The organism is Micromonospora yongxingensis, from assembly GCF_052601155.1.
The window spans coordinates 60,480-79,050 of record NZ_JBQXEO010000003.1; the positions used below are offsets into that span (position 1 = coordinate 60,480).

Below are 18,571 nucleotides of genomic sequence, written 5' to 3' on the forward strand. Positions count from 1 at the left end.
ACGAGGGTCTGCGGCCCTTGCTCCGCAGAGGTGCCGTCCGGTCATCCCGTCGTCGCACCATGACGCTCCCCGCTCAGCCGACCCAGAGCGCGACCCGGTGGTCCTCGTCGGTGACGTAGAAGACCCGCCCGTCCAGCTCGGCCAACCCCTCCACGTGGTGGAACGGCGCCAGGTCCGCCACCGGTTCCCCGGCGAGCAGGTGCCCGCCCGGGTCCGCGACGCCCGACTCGCCCGCCGCCAGCCGGAACCGGACGTGCCGCGAGGTGACGTCACCCCCGCCCGGATGGTCGTCGAGCAGCACCGAGCCCTTGTCCAACGCGTCGATCGAGCCGATCACCGCGGCGTACCCGCCATCGGCTGTCGGGGTGATCGCCCGGAAGCCGGTCAGCTCACCCGGCGGGGTCACCCCGGTCACCGCGTACGCCCGCAGCGCCCGCGGCCACGCCGGCTCCGCCGCGAACATGCCCGGCACGTCGGCCACCTCCACCAGGATCGGCTCACCGGCCACGGTGACCGGGAAGCGCAGCCCGAGCAGCACCGTGCCGGCCGGTGTGAAGGCCGCCGCCTCCACGTTCAGCGGCAGGTCGTCCGGGGTCAGCCGGCTCACCCAGCTCTTCGCCCGGGCGGTGCCCCGGGCGAGGGTCTCCACGATGAACCGGTCCCGCACCCGCTCCCCCGGCGGCAACGGGGTCAGCGGCGCCACGGCCAGCGCGTCGTTCACCGCCCGGTGCAGCCGGAACCGGTTGCGCACCACCTGCACCGGCAGGAGCCCCGCCGCCGCGTCGTCCTCCCGGAACCGGGCCACGAAGGCACGTCGGGGGCGCAGCGGGCCGGCTTTGGAGCCGAAGTGGGAACCGAAGACGTACACCCAGCCGTCGTGGTGGGCGAGCGCCTCACCATCCTCGGTCCGGCCGTTCTCCGCGCCCGCGTCGGCCGCGACGTGCCGGGCCGTCCACTCGCCGTCGTCCAACTCCAGCAGCAGGGCCAGGCAGTGCTCGACCGGCCCCTCGTCCAGCACCGTCCAGAAACCCCGCCGGGCACCGTACGCGCGCAGCAACGCCGCCGACCGCACCTCCAACAGGTCGCTGGCCTCGTTGCCGCCCACCACGAATTCGACGAGTCGCAGGGTCACCGCGCCAGCGTACGGATCGGGCGCTCGTACAGTGACGGGGTGCCCGACACCGCGCTCACCGGACCCGCCGCCCACCCCGTCGACTACACGGAGCTGCACGCCGACGCCACCGCGCTGCTCGACGGCTGGCGACCCACCAGCCCAGCCGCCGCCGAGGCCCGGGACCGGACCCTCGCGCTGCTCGCCGCCGGGCCGGTCGCGATGAGCCGCCCCCACCGCCCCGGCCACGTGACCGCCAGCGCGCTGGTGCTGGACCACACCGGCTCGCGGGTGCTCCTCTGCCTGCACGGCAAGTTCGGGCGCTGGGTGCAGCTCGGCGGGCACTGCGAGCCCACCGACCGCACCCTGGTCGGCGCGGCGCTGCGCGAGGCCACCGAGGAGTCCGGGATCGCCGGCCTGCGCATCGACCCGGTGCCGATCGACGTGGACATCCACCCGGTGGGCTGCCAGGGCGGCTCCCTGCACCACGACGTCCGGTTCGCCGTGCTCGCCCCGCCCGGCGCCGTGGAGCAGGTCAGCGACGAGGCCGAGGCGCTGGGCTGGTTCCCGCCGGACCGGCTGCCCGAGCCGCTGGCCGGCGGGACCGTGCAACTGGTCGCGCCGGCCCTCGCGGCCCTCAGACGTAGCCCTCTTCGCCCCGCTCCTTGAGCTCGTCGACCAGGGCCTTGACGTCCTGGGCCCGGTCGCGCGGGCAGACCAGCACCGCGTCCGGGGTGTCCACCACGATCAGGTCACGCACCCCGAGAACGGCGACCAGTCGGCCGGACTGGGGCACCACCACCAGGTTGGCGCTGTCCCGCAGCAGCACACCCGGCTTGGCGCCGGCGCCGAGCACCACGTTGCCCGCCTCGTCGGCCGGCAGCACCTCGCCGAGGGTGTGGAAGTCGCCGACATCGTTCCAACCGAAGTCGCCCGGCACGGTCGCCACCCGACCGGCGGTGGCCGCGCCCTCCATCACCGCGTAGTCGACGGAGATCTTCGGCAGGGTCGGCCAGACCGTACCGAGCACGTCGTCCTGCTCCGGGGTGCCCCAGGCGGCGGCGATCGCGGTGACCCCTGCGTGCAGGGCCGGCTGCTGGCGGGCCAGTTCGGCGAGGAACACGTCCACCCGCCAGACGAACATGCTCGCGTTCCACAGGTGCCGGCCGGAACGGACGTACGCCTCGGCGACCTCGGCGGCCGGCTTCTCCTTGAACTCCGCCACCGGACGCCACGGCGAGCCCTCGGTCGGGTCGCCGGTCTCCAGGTAGCCGTAGCCGGTCTCCGGGCGGGTCGGGGTGATTCCGACCGTCATCAACATGCCCTGCTCGGCGCCGCGGACCGCCTCCCGGACCGTCCGCACCCAGCTCTCCGGGTCGCCGATCAGGTGGTCGGCGGCGAAGCTGCCCATCACCGCCTCCCGGTCGCGCAGCGAGATCACCGCGGCGGCCAGCGCGATCGCCGCGCAGGAGTCCCGGGGCGAGGGCTCGACCAGGATGTTCTCCTCCGGCAGCCCGGTGAGCTGCCGGGCCACCGCCGCGACGTGCGCGGCACCCGTGACCACAAGGGTGCGATCCGGTGTGGCCAGCGGCGCGAGCCGTTCCACGGTCGCCTGGAGCAGCGAAGCGTTGGAACCGGTCAGCGGATGGAGGAACTTGGGGTGGCCGGCGCGGGACAACGGCCACAACCTCGTGCCGCTGCCACCTGCCGGGATGACCGCATAGAGCATCCGCACATCATGCCCGACGGACCCGGGCCGGGTGGGCGGGTCCGTCGCCGGCCGCCCGGCCGGTCAGGAGCGGGCGCGACTCCAGGCGGCGATGTGGACCTCGGCGCTGGACTCCCAGGTGAACTCCTTGGCCCGGTCGAAACCGGCCTTCGCCAGCGACAACCGGCGCTGCTCGTCGTCCAGCAGGGCGGCCAGGTCGGTGCCGATCTGTTCCGCGTCCTCCGAGGTGTACGCGACCGCGTCACCGCCCACCTCGGGCAGCGAGAGCCGGGGCGTGGTCAGCACCGGGGCGGCGCAGGCCATCGCCTCCAGGATCGGCAGCCCGAACCCCTCGCCGTAGGAGGGATAGGCGGCGACCAGGGCACCGCCGAGGAAGCCGGGCAGGTCGCCGTAGCGCAGGTAGCCGGGCCGCAGCAGTCGCAGGTGGGAGGGGACCTCCGCCACCGCGCGGTCGATGTCGTCGTCGTGCCCCTGCCCGCCGGCGATCACCAGCGCGGGCGGGTCGACCCGGTCGGCCACCGCCCGGGCCCAGCCACGGATCAGGTTCGGCACGTTCTTGCGGGGCTCCTTGGCCCCGAGGAAGGCCACGTAGCTGCTGTTGCCCAGGCCCAACCGGGCGCGCACGCGGGCCTTCTCCTCCTCGCTGGGCGCGTGGAAGGCGGCGTGGTCGACGCCGTGGTAGGCCACGTCGATCCGCGTCGGGTCGGCGTCGAGGAGTCGGATCAGCTCGTCCCGGGTGGCCTTGCTGGGCACGATCACCCGGTCGGCGCGGCGCAGCGAGGTCTTGATGGCGCTGCGGAAGAACGTCCGGCGGGACTTGTCGTAATGCTCCGGCTCGGTGAAGAACGTCGCGTCGTGCACGGTGACCGTCACCGGACACCCCGCCCGCAGCGGGCAGGTGTAGAAGGGCGAGTGCAGCACGTGCGCGCCGACCTGCTGGGCGAGCAGCGGCAGCCCGGTCTGCTCCCAGGCGAGCCGCGCCGGGCGGTGCGCCACGGCGGCCGGGGCCGGGATGATCTCCGCGCCGGGCAGCATCCGGCTGTAACGCTCCAGGTCGGTGCGGAGGCTGACCACCGCCAGCTCCACCCCCGACCCGCACACCTTGCCGAGGGCGCCGAGCAGGCCATCGACGTATCGACCGACACCACCACGGTCGGCGGGGACACTCGTGGCGTCGATGAGCACGCGGGGCGGGCGACCGGCGGTCACGGGGCGACTCCTTGCACTGGCGGGTCTGTGGGGAACAACACTCCGGGGGCCAAGCCTACGCCGGAGCACGGGGCCGACGCTGACTGCGACCCGACGGTACGCCGACTTGTCATCGTCTTCGAGTACGGGCCACAGGGGCGTATCGTTCGCGCCGATGGCCGACAACATTGCCCGGGTGTTCGCCGACGCGATCGCGACCGACCCGACCCGACCGTTGCTGACCTGGTACGACGATGCCAGCGGCGACCGCACAGAGCTTTCCGGCGCCACACTGGCGAACTGGGTGGCGAAGACCGCCAACCTCCTCGTCGACGAGGTCGGCCTCGCACCGGGCACCCCCGCCGGGGTGCTGCTGCCGGCGCACTGGCAGACCGCCGCGGTGCTGCTGGGCTGCTGGTCGGCCAAGCTGACCGTGATCGACACGCCGGGAGAGGTGGACGTGCTCTTCGCCTCGGCCGACCGGATCGACGAGGCGCAGTCCTGGTCCGCCGACGAGCGGTACGCCCTCGGGCTGGCCCCGCTCGCCTTACCGCTACGGCAGGTGCCACCCGGGTTCGCCGACTACGTGGTCGAGGTGCGTCGGCACGGCGACCACTTCACCCCGCAGCCCGGGCCGGGTCCCGCCGACGCTCCCCTGCTGGGCCGCGCCGAGGCCCGCGCCGCCGAGCTGGGCATCGAGGCCGGCGCTCGCGTCCTCATCGACGCGGACCGGTACCCCGACCCGGTGGACTGGCTGCTGGCCCCGCTGACCCGGGCCGCCACCGTGGTGCTCTGCGCCAACCTCGACCCGACCCGCCTGGCCACCCGCCGGACCACGGAAAAGGCCACTCACACCCTCCCGTGACCCACCCGCCGTGCCCGGGTTGGGCGCCGGGCGACGTGGAGGGTCTGTGGGTGTCGTCGCGTCCTTTGCTCTGCTTCAACGCACGCACCACTGAGTGACCCAGACTGTTGCGTCGGTTGAAGCAGAGCAAAGGGCCCGTACCGGGGCATGGCCCGAGCGCCGCCGCACCGGGGTACGTGAGCGAGTGAGCCGCCACGCAGGAGCTTCAGGCGGGGGTGTTGTCGGTGGCCCGGCGTTGGGCGAAGGCGGCGAAGGCCGTCAGGGACTCGGGGTTGACCAGGGCGCCCTTCGCCGCGGCCGAGTCGACCGGGGTGCCGGTGAGGATCTTCTTGACCGGGACCTCCAGCTTCTTCGCCGAGAGGGTGCGGGGCACCGCGCGTACCTGGTGGATCTCGTCGGGCACGTGCCGGGGTGAGAGCGCGGTACGCAGCTCGCGGCAGATCTTCGCGCGCATCGGGTCGTCCAGCTCCAGGCCCTCGGCGAGCACCACGAAGAGCAGCAGCTCGCCGGCGCCGCCCTCGTCGTCCTCCAGGTGCACCACGACGGAGTCGACCACCTCGTCCAGCCCCTCCACGACGGAGTAGAACTCGGCGGTGCCCAGGCGCACCCCGCCACGGTTGAGGGTGGCGTCCGACCGCCCGGTGATCACGCAACCGCCCCGGTCGTTGATGGTGATCCAGTCACCGTGCCGCCAGACGCCCGGGTAGACGTCGAAGTACGCCTCCCGGTAGCGGGTGCCGTCGGGGTCGTTCCAGAAGCCCACCGGCATGCTCGGCATCGGCTCGGTGATCACCAGCTCGCCCAGCTCGCCGATCACCGGCGTCCCGTCGGCGGAGCGGGCCTCCACCTTCGCGCCCAACGCCCGGCAGGTGATCTCACCGGCGTACACCGGCAGCAGCGGCACCCCGCCGACGAAGCCGGTGCAGACGTCGGTGCCACCGGAGAGCGACTGGAGCTGGAGCTGCGTGCCGACGGTCTCGTACACCCAGGTGAAGCCCTCGGCGGGCAACGGCGCACCGGTGGAGCCGACGCCGCGCAGCGCGGACAGGTCGGCGAGCTCGCGGGGCACCAGGCCGGCCTTGCGGCAGGCCAGCAGGAACGGGGCCGAGGTGCCGAAGTACGTGGTGCCGGTCTCCGCCGCCAGCCGCCACAACCCACCGAGGTCGGGGTGGCCCGGGTTGCCGTCGAAGAGCACGATGGTCGCGCCCACCGCCGGGCCGGAGACGAGGAAGTTCCACATCATCCAGCCGGTGGTGGTGAACCAGAAGAACCGGTCGGCCGACCCCAGGTCGTGGTGCAGGGCGAGCATCTTCAGGTGCTCCAGCAGGATGCCGCCGTGGCCGTGCACGATCGGCTTGGGCAGCCCGGTGGTGCCGGAGGAGTAGAGCACGTAGAGCGGGTGGTCGAACGGCACCGGAGTGAACGCCAGCGGCTCCTCGGTGGGTGCGGCCAGGTCGGCCCAGCCCAGCGCGCCGTCGGGCAGGGCGCCCACCGGGTCCAGGTAGCCGATGCTGACGGTGTGCCGCAGCGACGGCAGGGCGGCCCGGATGGCGGCGACCTCCGCGCGCCGGTCCACCGGCTTGTCGCCGTACCGGTAGCCGTCCACGGCGACCAGCACGGTCGGCTCGATCTGCTGCCAACGGTCGGTGACACTGCGGGTGCCGAACTCGGGCGCGCACGACGAGAAGATCGCGCCCAGGCTGGCGGTGGCCAGCAGCAGGACGTACGTCTCCGGGATGTTCGGGGCGTACGCCGCGACCCGGTCACCGGCGGTGACGCCGAGCCGGCGCAGCCCGGCCGCCACCCGGCGGACCTGCTCGCGCAGCTCGCCGGCGGTCAGCGTGACCGGTGCCCGGGTCTGCCCGTGCGCGATCACCACCGGGTCGTCGTCGGCCCGTCCGGGCATCCGCAGGACGTTCTCGGCGTAGTTGAGCGTCGCTCCGGGGAACCAGCGGGCGCCGGGCATCCCCCGCTCGGCCAGCGTGGCGGTCGGCGGGGTGTGCGACACGACCTCGAAGTGGTCCCAGATCGAGCGCCAGAACGCGTCCAGGTCGGTGACCGACCAGCGCCACAGCGCGTCGTAGTCGGCGAAGTCCAGCCCGCGGTGCTCCCGAAGCCAGCGCAGGTAGCCGCCGATCCGGGACCGGTCGCGTACGTCCGCCGGCGGCGTCCACAGCACGTCACCCACTGCTCCACCCTCCCCTGGCCCGGCACGACACTGTGAATGGGCCGTGGCGCCATCTTGCCCTACCTCGAAGCGCCATTCTGCGCACCGGGTCCGGCCACCGACGCGTGCCCGTCCCACACTCCACCCCACCCACCCATGTGGGAAGCGGCGAAGGACACCTCAGCCGGCGCGGTGCGCCTGGATCGCGCGGCGGCGCGCGAGACGGTGCGCGCGACGGATCTCCGCCTCCCGGTACCGGCGCTCGTCCTCCGGCGTCTCCGGCAGCACCGGGCGGACCATCCGGGGCGCCCCGCCCACGTCAACCCCGACGAAGACCAGGTACGCGGTGGCCACCCGGACCGGCGCGTCCTCGGCCGAGTCCCACCGCTCGGCGACCACCCGCACACCCACCTCCATCGAGGTCTGCCCGGTCCAGTTCACCTGGGCGTGCGCGTGCACCAGGTCGCCGACCCGGACCGCCACGGAGAAGACGATCTCGTCGATCGCGGCGGTCACCGCGGTCCCGCCGCTGTGCCGCGCGGCGGCGGCACCCGCCACGTCATCGACGAACTTCATCAGGACGCCGCCGTGCACGGTGCCGTAGAGGTTCACGTCGACGGCGGTCATGATCTTGCTCAGGGTGACCCGCGAGTACGACGTCGGCTTGCCGTTCGGAGCGGCGGAGGGGTGCTCGGTCATGCCGGAAACGGTACGGTGCGCGGATGCGACATCTCTGGAGCTTCCTCGCCGGGCTGGTGGTGGCGCCCATCACCTGGGTGCTGGTCACACTCGGGCAGGACGGGTCGAGCCGGACGGTCGACCGCTGGGTGGAGATCGGCACCTTCAACACGGCCAATCTGATCGAACCGGCCGTGTACCTCGGTGTCGGTGGCATCCTGCTGGGCCTGCTCGGCACACTGCGCGTCTCGCCGCTGGGTCCGTTGGTGGCCGGGCTGCTGCTGGCCATCCCGTACGTCGGGATGTTCGTGGCGCCCTTCGAGGTGCGGGACGCGGTCCCGCAGGGGTGGAAGGTGTTCGGCGACCCGCTGCCACTGCGGCTGCCGCTGGAGAACGGCACGCTCTTCCTGATCGGCCTGCTGATGATGATGGCGACGTTCAGCGTGCAGCGCTGGCGACCCTGGCCGAGCCCGGCGACCCAGCAGGCCGCCGTGCCGACGCCGGCTCCGGCCGACGGTCCCCGCAACGACGACTTCACGCTGACCGACTGGCCTCCGCACGAGCCCGCGGAGCGGGACACCACCCCGCCGACCCTGGGTTACCCGGGCGACCCGACGCCGACCGAGCCGCTACCCCGCCGGGTGGGCGGCGAGTCGCCGTGGTCCGCCCCGCCGCGTGGTCAGTCACAGCCGGAGGGCACCACCGAAACCCGTTGATCGTCGGGCGGGCCGGGTGACCGGCCCGCCCCCTACCCTCGCGGCGATCTAGTGCAGGGCGACGGCCAGGTCCCCTTCGACGGCGCCGAGGGCGGCGCGGGGCACGACGAGGAGCATGACCAGAGTCGCCGCGGCCATGCCGCCCGCGATCACGATCGCCATCGGAACACTCCCGGTGCCGAACAGGCCGGCCAGTGGCGCCGACAACGCGCCGACGCCGAACTGCACGGCCCCGAGCAGCGCCGCGGCCGTCCCGCTGGCCTCGCTGTGCCGGGTCATCGCCAGCGCCGGCGCGTTCGGCAGGGCGAGACCCGCCGCGGCCAGCACCAGCCACAGCGACGCGAGCAGCGTGCCCAGCCCACCGAAGCCGGTCGCGGCGAACATGACCAGCAGCAGCCCGGCCGCCGTCCCACCGATCAGGGCGCTGATCAGGATCTGCTGCGGGGTGTACCGGCGCAGCAGCCGGACATTGAACTGGGTGGCGGCGATCAGGCCGACCGCACCCGCCCCGAAGGCCAGGCCGAACTCCTGCTCGTCGAGGCCGTACTGGTCCTGGAGCACGAAGGACGACCCCGAGACGTACGCGAACAGCGCGGCCATCGCCAGCCCGGCGACCAGCACGAGACCGACGAAGGCCCGGTCGTTGAGCAGCCAGCGGTAGTCGCGCAGGGTCGCTCCCACCCCGCCGTGGCGACGACGCGCGACCGGGAGGGTCTCCGGCAACCGCAGCGCGGCGACGACGATCAGCAGCGCCCCCAGCACCGCCAGCGCCGCGAAGACGCCCCGCCACTCGGTCCAGCGCAGCAGGCCGCTGCCCAGTGTCGGCGCGAGGATCGGGGCCAGCCCCATGACCAGCATCAGCCGGGAGAAGATCCGGGCGAAGGCGGCGCCGCTGAACAGGTCGCGTACGACGGCCGTGGCGACCACGGTGGCGGCCGCGACGCCGAGTCCCTGCATGACGCGCAGCACGCCGAGCACGGCGATGTTGGGTGCGAAGACGCACAGCACGGAGGCCACGATGTGCGCGGCCAGCCCGGCCAGCAGGGGCACCCGTCGACCGACCACGTCGGAGAGCGGCCCGATCAGCAGCTGGCCCAGCGCGAGGCCGAGCAGCGTGCCCGTGAGCGTCAACTGCACGGCGGTCTCGGTGGTGTGCAGGCCCGTCGTGATGGCGGGCAGCGCCGGCAGGTACATGTCGATGGTCAGCGGCCCGATCGCGATCATCGCGCCCAGCACGAGCACGAGTTGCGCCCGTTGACGGTTGGTCATCAGGTCGCCGGGCAGCGCCTCCTGCTCGGCGGCGGAGGGGTCGCTGGTGCCGGTGCCGGTCTTCTCCACCAACTGCTTCATCATCTCGATCTCTCTGCGGGGCCTGACAGACGTCGTTGGGCGTGCCCGACGTTGGGCAGCGGGGGGAACGAGCGAGCGTGGTGGCGGTCGATGGGGCTCTGTGATTCTGTCTTCCCCCAACGTCGCAGAGCCCTGTGACATGGCGACTGTGTGGGGACTCACGTGCACACGACGACCGCCCCACCGCCGGTCGGCGGTGGGGCGGTCGGGCTCGATCAGGTGGTGGTCAGACGATGCCGCTGAGCAACTGCCGGGCCATGACGATCCGCTGCACCTGGTTGGTGCCCTCGTAGATCTGGGTGATCTTGGCGTCCCGCATCATCCGCTCGACCGGGTAGTCCCGCGTGTAGCCGTAGCCACCGAGCAGCTGCACCGCGTCGGTGGTGATCTCCATGGCGGCGTCGGAGGCGAAGCACTTGGCCGCCGCGCCGAAGTAGGTCAGATCCGCGTCGCCGCGCTCCGACCTGCCGGCCGCCGCGTACGTGAGCTGCCGGGCCGCCTCCAGCTTCATGCCCATGTCGGCGAGCATGAACTGCACGCCCTGGAACTCGGCGACCGCCTTGCCGAACTGCCGGCGCTCGGCCACGTACCCCTTGGCGTAGTCGAGCGCGCCCTGCGCGATCCCGACGGCCTGGGCGGCGATGGTGACCCGGGTGTGGTCCAGGGTCTTCATCGCGGTGGCGAAACCGGTGCCCTCCGCGCCGATGATCCGGTCCGCCGGGATCCGCACGTTGTCCAGGTAGACCTCGCGGGTGGGCGAGCCCTTGATGCCGAGCTTCTTCTCCGGGGCGCCGAAGCTCACCCCGGCGTCGGACTTCTCGACCACGAAGGCGGAGATGCCCCGCGACCGGGCGGTCGGGTCGGTGACCGCGAAGACGGTGTAGAACTCGGAGACGCCCGCGTTGGTGATCCAGCGCTTCACGCCGTTGAGCACCCAGTGATCCCCGTCACGTACCGCGCGGGTCGTCATCGACGCCGCGTCGCTGCCCGCCTCCGGCTCGGAGAGGCAGTACGAGAACATCGCGTCGCCGGCCGCGACCGGCGTGAGGTAGCGACGCTTGAGCTCCTCGGAACCGGACAACAGCAGCGGCATCGTGCCGAGCTTGTTGACCGCCGGGATCAGCGAGGAGGAGGCGCAGGCCCGGGCCACCTCCTCGATCACGATGGCGGTGGCCAGCGCGTCCGCGCCCGCGCCGCCGTACTCCTCGGGGATGTGCGGCGCGTGGAAGTCAGCCGCCCGCAGCGCGTCGTAGGACGCCTTCGGAAACTCACCGGTCTCGTCGGCCTCGGTGGCGTGCGGGGCCACCTTCGCCGTGCAGACCTCGCGCACCGCCTCCCGGATCGCCTCGTGCTCCTCGGGCAACCGGTAGACGTCGAACGACTCCCCTGCGGCCATGTCGGCCCCTCCCCTTCACCGCTATCATGCGCAGTCTGTGGCGTCTCCTGACCGCCGACCGCGCAGACTGAAGACTAGCGACTGCAGTTCAGGTGATGTTACCGGCGCGTAGGTACACGCATGACGGAGCACCCACGCCGCTGGGCGATGATGGAAGAAGACAACTGAGCCACCCTCCGGTGCCCGGCCAGGCGCCGCAGCAAAATGCGACGCGACGAAGCGCCGCCAGTGCGAGCGGAGAAGACAGGCGTGACGATCCCCTATCCCACCATCCAGCCGACCCCCGCCATCGCCGCGGTGACGCCGCCCTCGGGTGCGCCTCGGCCGCGGGTGACGTTCCTGGGGACCGGTTACCTCGGTGCGACGTACGCCATCTGCTACGCCGAGCTGGGGTACGAGGTGCTCGGGTTCGACGTCGACGCTGACAAGATCGCGATGCTCAACGCCGGTCAGGTGCCGATCCACGAGCCCGGCCTGGACGAGCTGCTCAAGCGCAACCTGGCCGCCGGCCGCCTGCGCTTCAGCACCGACATCGCCGAGACCGCCGATTTCGGCGACGTCCACTTCATCTGCGTCGGCACCCCCCAGCGCGCCGACGGGATGGGCGCCGACCTGTCGTACGTCGAGGCGTCGGTGACCAGCCTGGCGCAACACCTCAGCCGCAAGGCGCTGATCGTCGGCAAGTCGACCGTGCCGGTGGGCACCGCCGAGTGGGTGGAGCAGCTCGTCGGCAAGCACACCCCCAACGACCTGGGCGTCGAGGTGGCGTGGAGCCCCGAGTTCCTCCAGGAGGGCTTCGCCGTCGACGACGTGCTGCGCCCCAACCGGATCGTGGTCGGCGTGAAGAGCGAGTGGGCCAACGGCATGCTCTACGCCGCGCACAAGGGCGTCTTCGACCTGGCCGCCACCGAGGACCGCGAGGTGCCCCTGGTGGTCACCGACTTCGCCACCGCCGAGCTGGTCAAGGTCGCCGCGAACGCCTTCCTGGCCACCAAGATCTCCTTCATCAACGCGATGGCCGAGGTCTGCGAGGCCTCCGGCGGCGACGTGACCCAGCTCGCCCGGGCGATCGGCTACGACCCCCGCATCGGCAACCGGTTCCTCCAGGCCGGTCTCGGCTTCGGCGGCGCCTGCCTGCCCAAGGACATCCGCGCCTTCCAGGCCCGGGCGCAGGAGCTGGGCGCCGGCGAGGCGCTGCGCTTCCTGCACGAGGTCGACCTGATCAACCTGCGCCGCCGGACCCGGGTGCTCCAGCTCGCCGCCGACCTGCTCGGCCGTCGCTCCGGGCCGGCCGGCCCGGACTTCTCCGGCACCCGGATCGCCGTGCTGGGCGCCACCTTCAAGCCCAACACCGACGACGTCCGCGACGCCCCGGCGCTCGCCGTCGCCGCGCTGCTGCAGAAGGCCGGCGCCGACGTGCACGTGTACGACCCGCAGGGCACCGAGAACGCCCGGCGCGCCGTACCCGAGCTGACCTACGAGGAAGGCATCAACGAGGCGGTCACGGGCGCCGACCTGGTCTGCGTCCTCACCGAGTGGGCCGACTTCCGCAACGCCGACCCGGTCGCCCTCGGCGAGCTGGTCGCCGGCCGCAAGGTCGTCGACGGCCGCAACTGCCTCGACTCGGCACTGTGGACCCAGGCCGGCTGGGAGTACCGGGGCATGGGCCGCCCCTGACGGATCCGACCCCACCGGCCGGTCGCGGAGCAGCCCTCCGTGGCCGGCCGGTGTCGTTGTTTGCCCCGGACCCGCCGACAAGTGTCGTAATCCGCGCCAGCTTTGGGCATGCTGCGACAGTGGATGTCCACAGTGCGGGTGGAGGGGTGTCGTGGCGACCTTTCAGTGCTCCTCGTGCGGCCGGGAGATCAAGCCGGCCGTCCGCTGCCCGCACTGCGGGGCGGATCAGCCTCAGTGGGTCGAGCACCTGGCGGACATCGAGCGCTCGATCGCGGAGATGAAGGCGCGCGACGCCGCCATCGCCCGCGAACAGCGGCAGATCGCCGCCAAGATGCAGGCCGCGCTCTTCCAGCGCGACATCCTCGCGCACGCCGGTGAGGAACGACTCAAGCAGGCCACCCGGCCACGCCGGGTCCTGCGCCGTCGTCCCGGCCGCCGGCCACCGACCGCCACCACCGGCGCACCGCCCCGGGTGCCCCGCCAGAACACCCCGCCCGCCCCGGAGGACCCTCCGCCGCCCCCGCCCCGGCCGTCCTGGCTGGACGCCGACGACCCGGAGCACCCGCCGGAGGCGTCCTCCCGTGAGGTGCAGAACATCCCCCTCGGGCTCGGCGCGCTGCTGCTCGGCGTGGCCGCGGTGGTCTTCGCCGCCGTGGCGACCAGCTCGATGGACGCGCTGGCCCGGCTCGGCATCCTGGTCCTCGCCACCGTCCTGATGCTGCTCGCCCCACCGGCGCTGGCCCGACGCGGGCTGACCTCGACCGCCGAGACGATCTCCGCGGTCGGCCTGCTGCTGGTGCCGCTGGCTGGAAACGCCCTCTGGGCCGTCGACCGGATCGGCAACGGCGGCGCCTCCGGCGCGGTATTCGCCGGGGTGATCTTCGCGGTCACCGCCGCCGTCGCGTTCGGGTACGCCCGCTGGACGGGTCTGCGCACACCCCGGTTCGCCACCGTGCTGGCCGCGCAGCCGGTCCTGCCGCTGCTCGCGTACGAGCGGATCACCGGGCCGGCCGGTTGGGCCGTGGTGCTGACCCTGGTCGCCCTCGTCGACCTGTGGCTGACCCGCACCGGAGTGGCCCTGGAGCGGCCCGTCCGGCAGGACCTGCCGGAGCCCGGCACACCCCCGGCACCCCGCCAACGCAGCGCCGAGAGCCGACCCGAGGCCGACCCGGAGGAGGCCGCCGAGGTGGTCGACGCCGGCACCGGGACCGCCGACACCAGACCGGTCCGCCCGGTGCCCGGCCTGCGCGAGCTGATCTGGGCGCTGCACGCGGTGGCCGTCGCCGTCGCCCTGGCGTACGCGGTCACCGCCCTGCTCCGGGCCCAGACCGTGCCGGCGGCGACCGGCGCCGGAGCCGTGCTGCTGCTGGCCGCCGCGGTCGGGCTGGCCGGCGCCCTGGTGCTGCGCCGTCCCCCACTGCCCGACGTCGCGGCCGGCATCTTCACCCTGGCCGTGATCGGCGCACTCGGCCGGATCGCCTCGGTCGCCCTGCCCGGCCGGTCGTTGCTGCTGATCGCGGCGGTCATCACGGTGACCGGGCTGGCGGTACGCGCGGTCCCCGAGGCCGCCCGGCGCGGCCCGCAGGTCGCCTCGGCGGTGGCGCTCACCGTCAGCGGGCTGGTGGTCGCCGGGGGCGCACTGCGTGCCGGGGTGGCCCCGGTCCGGGCGGCACTGCCCGCCTGGGGGGCCGACCTCGACCGCTACCAGGCCGAGCTGGCCGCCGCGGTCGGCCCCACCACCTGGCAGCTCGCCGCCGCCGCGTTCCTGCTCACCATCGCCGCGGTGCTGGCCCTGCCGCCGGAGATCCGCCGCGAGTTCGCGGTCGCCGGGGCGGCGCTGACCGCGCTGGCCGTCCCGGCCTCGTTCGGTCTCGGCTGGGCGGTGGCACCCTGGCCGATGGTGCTCACCGCGGTCGGCATCGGCGTGATCGGCCTCTCCGCGCGGACCAGCCGGGCCGCGCTGGCGCACGGCGTCGGGGCGGCCGTGGTGGGCCTGTTCGGTGCGGGTGCCAGCCTGGTCGGCCCGACGCTCACCGCCGCCGTCCTGCTCACCCTCTTCGCGGCCGGCGCGCTGGTCGCGCTGGCACCCCGGGTCCGGATCGCCTCCGCCGCCTCCGACACGGTCACCGCGTGGGCCGCCGGGGGCGCCGCCTTCGCGCTGCCCGGGGCGGTCGCCGCGTTCGTGGCCGCCACCGTGCCGACCGACCCGACCCCCACCCCGACCAGCCTCCGCGAGGTGACCGTCCCGGTGCTGGCGGCGAGCTTCCTCGCCGTCTGCGTGACCCTCGGCTACGCCGCCGTGGTGCAGGTCTCCCAGCGGCGCATCCCGGCACCGCTGTCGGTCGGCACCGGTCTGGGCGCGCTGGTGGTCACCGCCGCCGCCTTCGGCGCACCCGGGGCGACCGTCGCGGACGCCTGGGTCGGCGCACTGCTGCTGGTCGCCGCGGTGCTGCTCTTCCTGGCCCCCTCGATCGACGCCGGGCGCCGCTCCGACCTCACCCTCGACGGCTCCGACCTCGCCGCCGCAGCGGTGACCACGGCCCTGATCGCCACGCTGGTCCGGATCGCCGCGGTGCTCACCCCGGGCGGGCAGTTGGCGGTGGCGGCCGGCCTGGTGCTGGTCGTCGCCGTGGGTGCCCGCGCCATGCCCGAGGAGTGGCGGCGCGGGCCGATCCTCGGCATCACCGTCGGCGGCCTCCTGATCGGCGTGCTCGCCGGCTGGACGGCGCTGCGCGGCGGGCTGGGCGTGCTGGCCACCCCCGGCCCGATCTGGGACGGCGACCTGACCGGCTGGCCGGCCGCGCCCACCGGAGGCGCCACCTGGCAGGCCCCGATCGCGCTGGCGCTGCTGGCCGTCGCCGCCGGCATCCTGCTCCCGCCGCCCTGGCGGTGGGACGTGTCCGGCGCCGCCGTGGTGCTCGCCACGATCGGCGCACCGGCCGCGTTCGACCTGCCCTGGTGGTCGCCGGTCCTGATCGGCGGGATGGTCGCCACCGTCTTCGGGATGGCCGCGGTCGCCACGGAGGAGGCCCGGGCCGGGCTGTCGCGGGCCACCGTGGCCGGGGTGGTGGCGCTGCACGCGGCCGGCGCCGGCCTGGTCCGACCCTGGACCACCGCGCTGGCGCTGGGCAGCATCGCGCTGATCGGCGTGGTGGTGGCCACGCTGGCCCGCGTACTGGCGGGGCCACAGGTGACCGACATCGAGACCGAGGGGATGCCACCACACCTGGCACAGATCGGCGGAGCGGCGGCCGGCGCCGCGCTGCTCGCCCTCCCCGGCTCGGTGGCGGCACTGGCCGCCGAGTTCCAGCACTCGGCCCAGGTGGTGCTGACCGCCGCCCTGGCCGCGTCCAGCCTCGGCCTGGCCGCCGTGGCGGCGGTCCGCCGGCAGGTGCCGCAGTACCTGCCCTGGGTCAGCGTGGCCGTGGTCGGCGGGGCCACCATCAGCGCGCTCGCCGCCATCCCCACCAACCTCGCCGCCGGGGTCTACGCGGCCGCCGCCGCGCTGCTCGGCGTACTCGCCGAGCTGATCCGGGCCGCCACCGTGCCGCCGACCGGCTCGGCCCAACCGGTACGCCGCTGGGCGGTGCTGCTCAGCGGCGCCATGCGTCGTCTGCCGGACGACCCGGACCGGCGGCGGTGGCGGGTCAGCCCGTCCGCCGGCGCACTGGCCGCGGCGGCCCTGCCGACCGCCCTGGCGCTCGCCTCGATCGCACCCGCCCTGGTCACCGCACTGGTCGAGCCGCACCGCACGTTGACCCGCATCTGGCAGGGACCGCCACCAGAGCTGCTCACCCCACCCCCGGACGTGGTCGACCCGACCCACGTGCTGACCGCGCTGCTGCTCACCGCGACCGCGGCGCTGGCCGCCACCGGCTTCAGCGGCGGCCGACGGTCCCGCGCCGTTCCGGTGGTGCTGCCCGGCGCCGCCGTCACGCTGCTGATCGCGCCCATCGCGCTGGGCAGGGGCTGGCCGGCGAGCACCGTCGCCGCGCTCTCCGTCTTCACCATCGCGATGCTCGGCCTCGCGCTGACCCCGCCGCCGCCGCTGGTCGAGCCGGCCCGCTCGCTACGGCTGGCCCGGGTGCTGGTGTTCGTCATCGGTTTGGCGGCCGGCAGCGCCGGGCTGGCCGGCAGCCTCGCCACGCGGGACATGACCCTGTTCACCCTCGGCAGCGCGGTCGGCGTGGGTGCCGTGGCCGCGCTCTACGGCACCACCCAGCGGGCGCGCATCCTCGGCTGGCTCTTCGCGTCGCTGATGGCGCAGCTCTTCGTGCTCACCGCCGGTCTGGTCGCCGGCCTGGCCGCCGTCTGGTCCGCGTTCGGGGTGCTCGCGGTCGGGGCGGCCCTACAGGTGTTCGCCGCGACCCTGCCCCGCCTGCGACGGCCCGAAGCACAACGTGAGGCCTCGACCGTGGAGTGGAGCGGGTACGCGGCGGCACTGATCGCCCTCGCCCTCGCCTTCGACTCGCCCCGGCACATCGCCGCCCTGCTGGCCGCCTGGGGCGCGGTCCTCGGCGTGGCGGCGACCCGACCCGGTCGGCGGCCGGTAGAGCGCCGGATCCTCTTCTGGGCGGTGGTGGTCTGCGAGATCACCGCCTGGTGGATCCTCATGCGGGTCGCCGACGTGGCGCTGCCCGAGGCGTACACCCTGCCGTTCGCCGCACTGGCCCTGCTCGTCGGGGTCCTCGAGCTGCGGCACCGGCCGGACATGAGCAGCTGGGTGGCGTACGGGCCGGCGCTGGTCGCCGCGTTCGTGCCGACCCTGGCCATCGTGCTGGCCACCGAATCCAGCACGCTGCGGCAGATGCTGCTGCTGCTCGGCGCGGTGGCGGTGCTGATCTTCGGCTCGTCCAGCCGACAGCAGGCACCGGTGATCGTCGGCGCGTCGGTCACCGCCATCGCCGCGATCCACGCGCTGTTCAGCCTCGGCCCGTGGCTGGCGCTGATCCCGGTCGGCATCCTGCTGCTGATCCTCGGCGCCAGCAACGAACGCCGCCGCCGCGCCCAGGAACGCCTCCAGACCGCGCTACGCGGCATGAGATGAAGCGGAGGGTCGTGGGGCGTGGGTGGGTGGGCACGGTGAGGGTGCCGGGTTCGTGCGGTGGCTGCGGTGAGGGGGCCGGGTTCGTACGTCGGCTGCGGTGAGGGGGCCGGGTTCGTGCGGTGGCTGCGGTGCCGGTTTAGCGCAGGGTGGCCTGGAGGGCGGCGTCCTTGGTGGTGATGAGCTGTTCCAGGTCCTGCTGGTACGTCGCCATCCGGGCGCGCAGGTGCTCGTCGGCGACCCCGAGGATGCGCACGGCCAGCAGGCCGGCGTTGCGGGCGTTGCCGATCGACACGGTGGCCACCGGGATCCCGGCCGGCATCTGCACGATGGACAGCAGCGAATCCATGCCGTCAAGGTGCTTCAGCGGCACCGGCACGCCGATCACCGGCAGCGGGGTCACCGAGGCGACCATGCCCGGCAGGGCGGCCGCACCGCCGGCACCCGCGATGATGACCTTGAGGCCCCGTTCGGCGGCGTCGCGACCGTAGTCGATCATCGCGATCGGGGTGCGGTGCGCCGAGATCACGCGGACCTCGTACGGCACCCCGAAGTCGTCCAGCACCTCGGCGGCGGCCCGCATCGTCGGCCAGTCCGAGTCGCTGCCCATGATCAGCCCGACGGTGGTCACCGCGGTCCCCTCTTCGTTC

Annotated in this window: 13 protein-coding genes; 5 read left to right on the forward strand and 8 right to left on the reverse strand. The window is 73.7% G+C overall.

The features are described from left to right. Positions 1-73: 73 nt before the first annotated feature. Complete coding sequence (locus tag ACTWLT_RS05820) at positions 74-1,132, reverse strand: hypothetical protein (RefSeq protein ID WP_445317448.1); 1,059 nt, start codon at positions 1,130-1,132, stop codon at positions 74-76. Between the two features lie 39 nt (positions 1,133-1,171). Between ACTWLT_RS05820 and ACTWLT_RS05825 the strand changes: the two genes are divergently transcribed. After that, positions 1,172-1,780 carry an NUDIX hydrolase gene (locus ACTWLT_RS05825; protein WP_252419285.1) on the forward strand — a complete coding sequence of 203 codons (609 nt, stop codon included), beginning with the start codon at positions 1,172-1,174 and terminating at the stop codon, positions 1,778-1,780. On the opposite strand, the gene ACTWLT_RS05830 is transcribed toward ACTWLT_RS05825, so the two are convergent. Both ACTWLT_RS05830 and ACTWLT_RS05835 read right to left on the reverse strand, forming a co-directional pair. Next, a complete protein-coding gene (locus tag ACTWLT_RS05830) occupies positions 1,749-2,840 on the reverse strand; it encodes a mannose-1-phosphate guanylyltransferase (protein WP_445317449.1) in 1,092 nt (363 codons plus the stop codon). The two genes, ACTWLT_RS05825 and ACTWLT_RS05830, sit on opposite strands and share 32 nt — an antisense overlap. Positions 2,841-2,903: 63 nt before the next feature. Beyond that, complete coding sequence (locus ACTWLT_RS05835) at positions 2,904-4,049, reverse strand: glycosyltransferase family 4 protein (protein WP_252419287.1); 1,146 nt, start codon at positions 4,047-4,049, stop codon at positions 2,904-2,906. A gap of 154 nt (positions 4,050-4,203) precedes the next feature. Between ACTWLT_RS05835 and ACTWLT_RS05840 the strand changes: the two genes are divergently transcribed. Next, positions 4,204-4,893 carry a TIGR03089 family protein gene (locus tag ACTWLT_RS05840; RefSeq protein WP_445317450.1) on the forward strand — a complete coding sequence of 230 codons (690 nt, stop codon included), beginning with the start codon at positions 4,204-4,206 and terminating at the stop codon, positions 4,891-4,893. Positions 4,894-5,098: 205 nt separating this feature from the next. Here the strand turns inward: ACTWLT_RS05840 and ACTWLT_RS05845 are convergent, their stop codons facing one another. Together ACTWLT_RS05845 and ACTWLT_RS05850 are read right to left on the reverse strand one after the other, a co-directional pair. Further along, entirely contained in the window at positions 5,099-7,081 is a 1,983-nt protein-coding gene (locus ACTWLT_RS05845; RefSeq protein WP_445317451.1) for an acetoacetate--CoA ligase, read from the reverse strand. Positions 7,082-7,240: 159 nt separating this feature from the next. Beyond that, positions 7,241-7,759 carry an acyl-CoA thioesterase gene (locus tag ACTWLT_RS05850; protein WP_445317452.1) on the reverse strand — a complete coding sequence of 173 codons (519 nt, stop codon included), beginning with the start codon at positions 7,757-7,759 and terminating at the stop codon, positions 7,241-7,243. A 23-nt stretch (positions 7,760-7,782) separates the two neighbouring features. On the opposite strand from ACTWLT_RS05850, the gene ACTWLT_RS05855 reads away from it, so the two are divergent. Continuing rightward, entirely contained in the window at positions 7,783-8,454 is a 672-nt protein-coding gene (locus ACTWLT_RS05855) for a hypothetical protein (RefSeq protein ID WP_445317453.1), read from the forward strand. A gap of 48 nt (positions 8,455-8,502) precedes the next feature. Here ACTWLT_RS05855 and ACTWLT_RS05860 read toward each other — a convergent pair whose 3' ends face one another. Then, a complete protein-coding gene (locus ACTWLT_RS05860; RefSeq protein ID WP_445317454.1) occupies positions 8,503-9,807 on the reverse strand; it encodes a multidrug effflux MFS transporter in 1,305 nt (434 codons plus the stop codon). Positions 9,808-10,030: 223 nt separating this feature from the next. Continuing rightward, the gene (locus tag ACTWLT_RS05865; RefSeq protein ID WP_445317455.1) at positions 10,031-11,200 is read right to left on the reverse strand and encodes an acyl-CoA dehydrogenase family protein; all 1,170 of its coding nucleotides are present in this window, start codon (positions 11,198-11,200) and stop codon (positions 10,031-10,033) included. A gap of 249 nt (positions 11,201-11,449) precedes the next feature. Between ACTWLT_RS05865 and ACTWLT_RS05870 the strand changes: the two genes are divergently transcribed. After that, entirely contained in the window at positions 11,450-12,877 is a 1,428-nt protein-coding gene (locus ACTWLT_RS05870) for a UDP-glucose dehydrogenase family protein (RefSeq protein ID WP_252419293.1), read from the forward strand. A 151-nt stretch (positions 12,878-13,028) separates the two neighbouring features. Continuing rightward, entirely contained in the window at positions 13,029-17,924 is a 4,896-nt protein-coding gene (locus ACTWLT_RS05875; protein ID WP_445317456.1) for an SCO7613 C-terminal domain-containing membrane protein, read from the forward strand. 136 nt (positions 17,925-18,060) lie between these two features. On the opposite strand, the gene purE is transcribed toward ACTWLT_RS05875, so the two are convergent. Continuing rightward, positions 18,061-18,552: a 5-(carboxyamino)imidazole ribonucleotide mutase gene (gene purE, locus ACTWLT_RS05880; RefSeq protein ID WP_445317457.1), complete on the reverse strand. Its 492-nt coding sequence runs from the start codon at positions 18,550-18,552 to the stop codon at positions 18,061-18,063. Between the last annotated feature and the right edge of the window lie 19 nt (positions 18,553-18,571).

Coding starts and splice junctions, on each gene's coding strand:
- ACTWLT_RS05830 (WP_445317449.1), bottom strand. CDS start 2,840: ATGCTCTATGCGGTCATCCCGGCAGGTGGCAGCGGCACGAGGTTGTGG.
- ACTWLT_RS05840 (WP_445317450.1), top strand. CDS start 4,204: ATGGCCGACAACATTGCCCGGGTGTTCGCCGACGCGATCGCGACCGAC.
- ACTWLT_RS05850 (WP_445317452.1), bottom strand. CDS start 7,759: ATGACCGAGCACCCCTCCGCCGCTCCGAACGGCAAGCCGACGTCGTAC.
- ACTWLT_RS05855 (WP_445317453.1), top strand. CDS start 7,783: ATGCGACATCTCTGGAGCTTCCTCGCCGGGCTGGTGGTGGCGCCCATC.
- ACTWLT_RS05860 (WP_445317454.1), bottom strand. CDS start 9,807: ATGATGAAGCAGTTGGTGGAGAAGACCGGCACCGGCACCAGCGACCCC.
- ACTWLT_RS05865 (WP_445317455.1), bottom strand. CDS start 11,200: ATGGCCGCAGGGGAGTCGTTCGACGTCTACCGGTTGCCCGAGGAGCAC.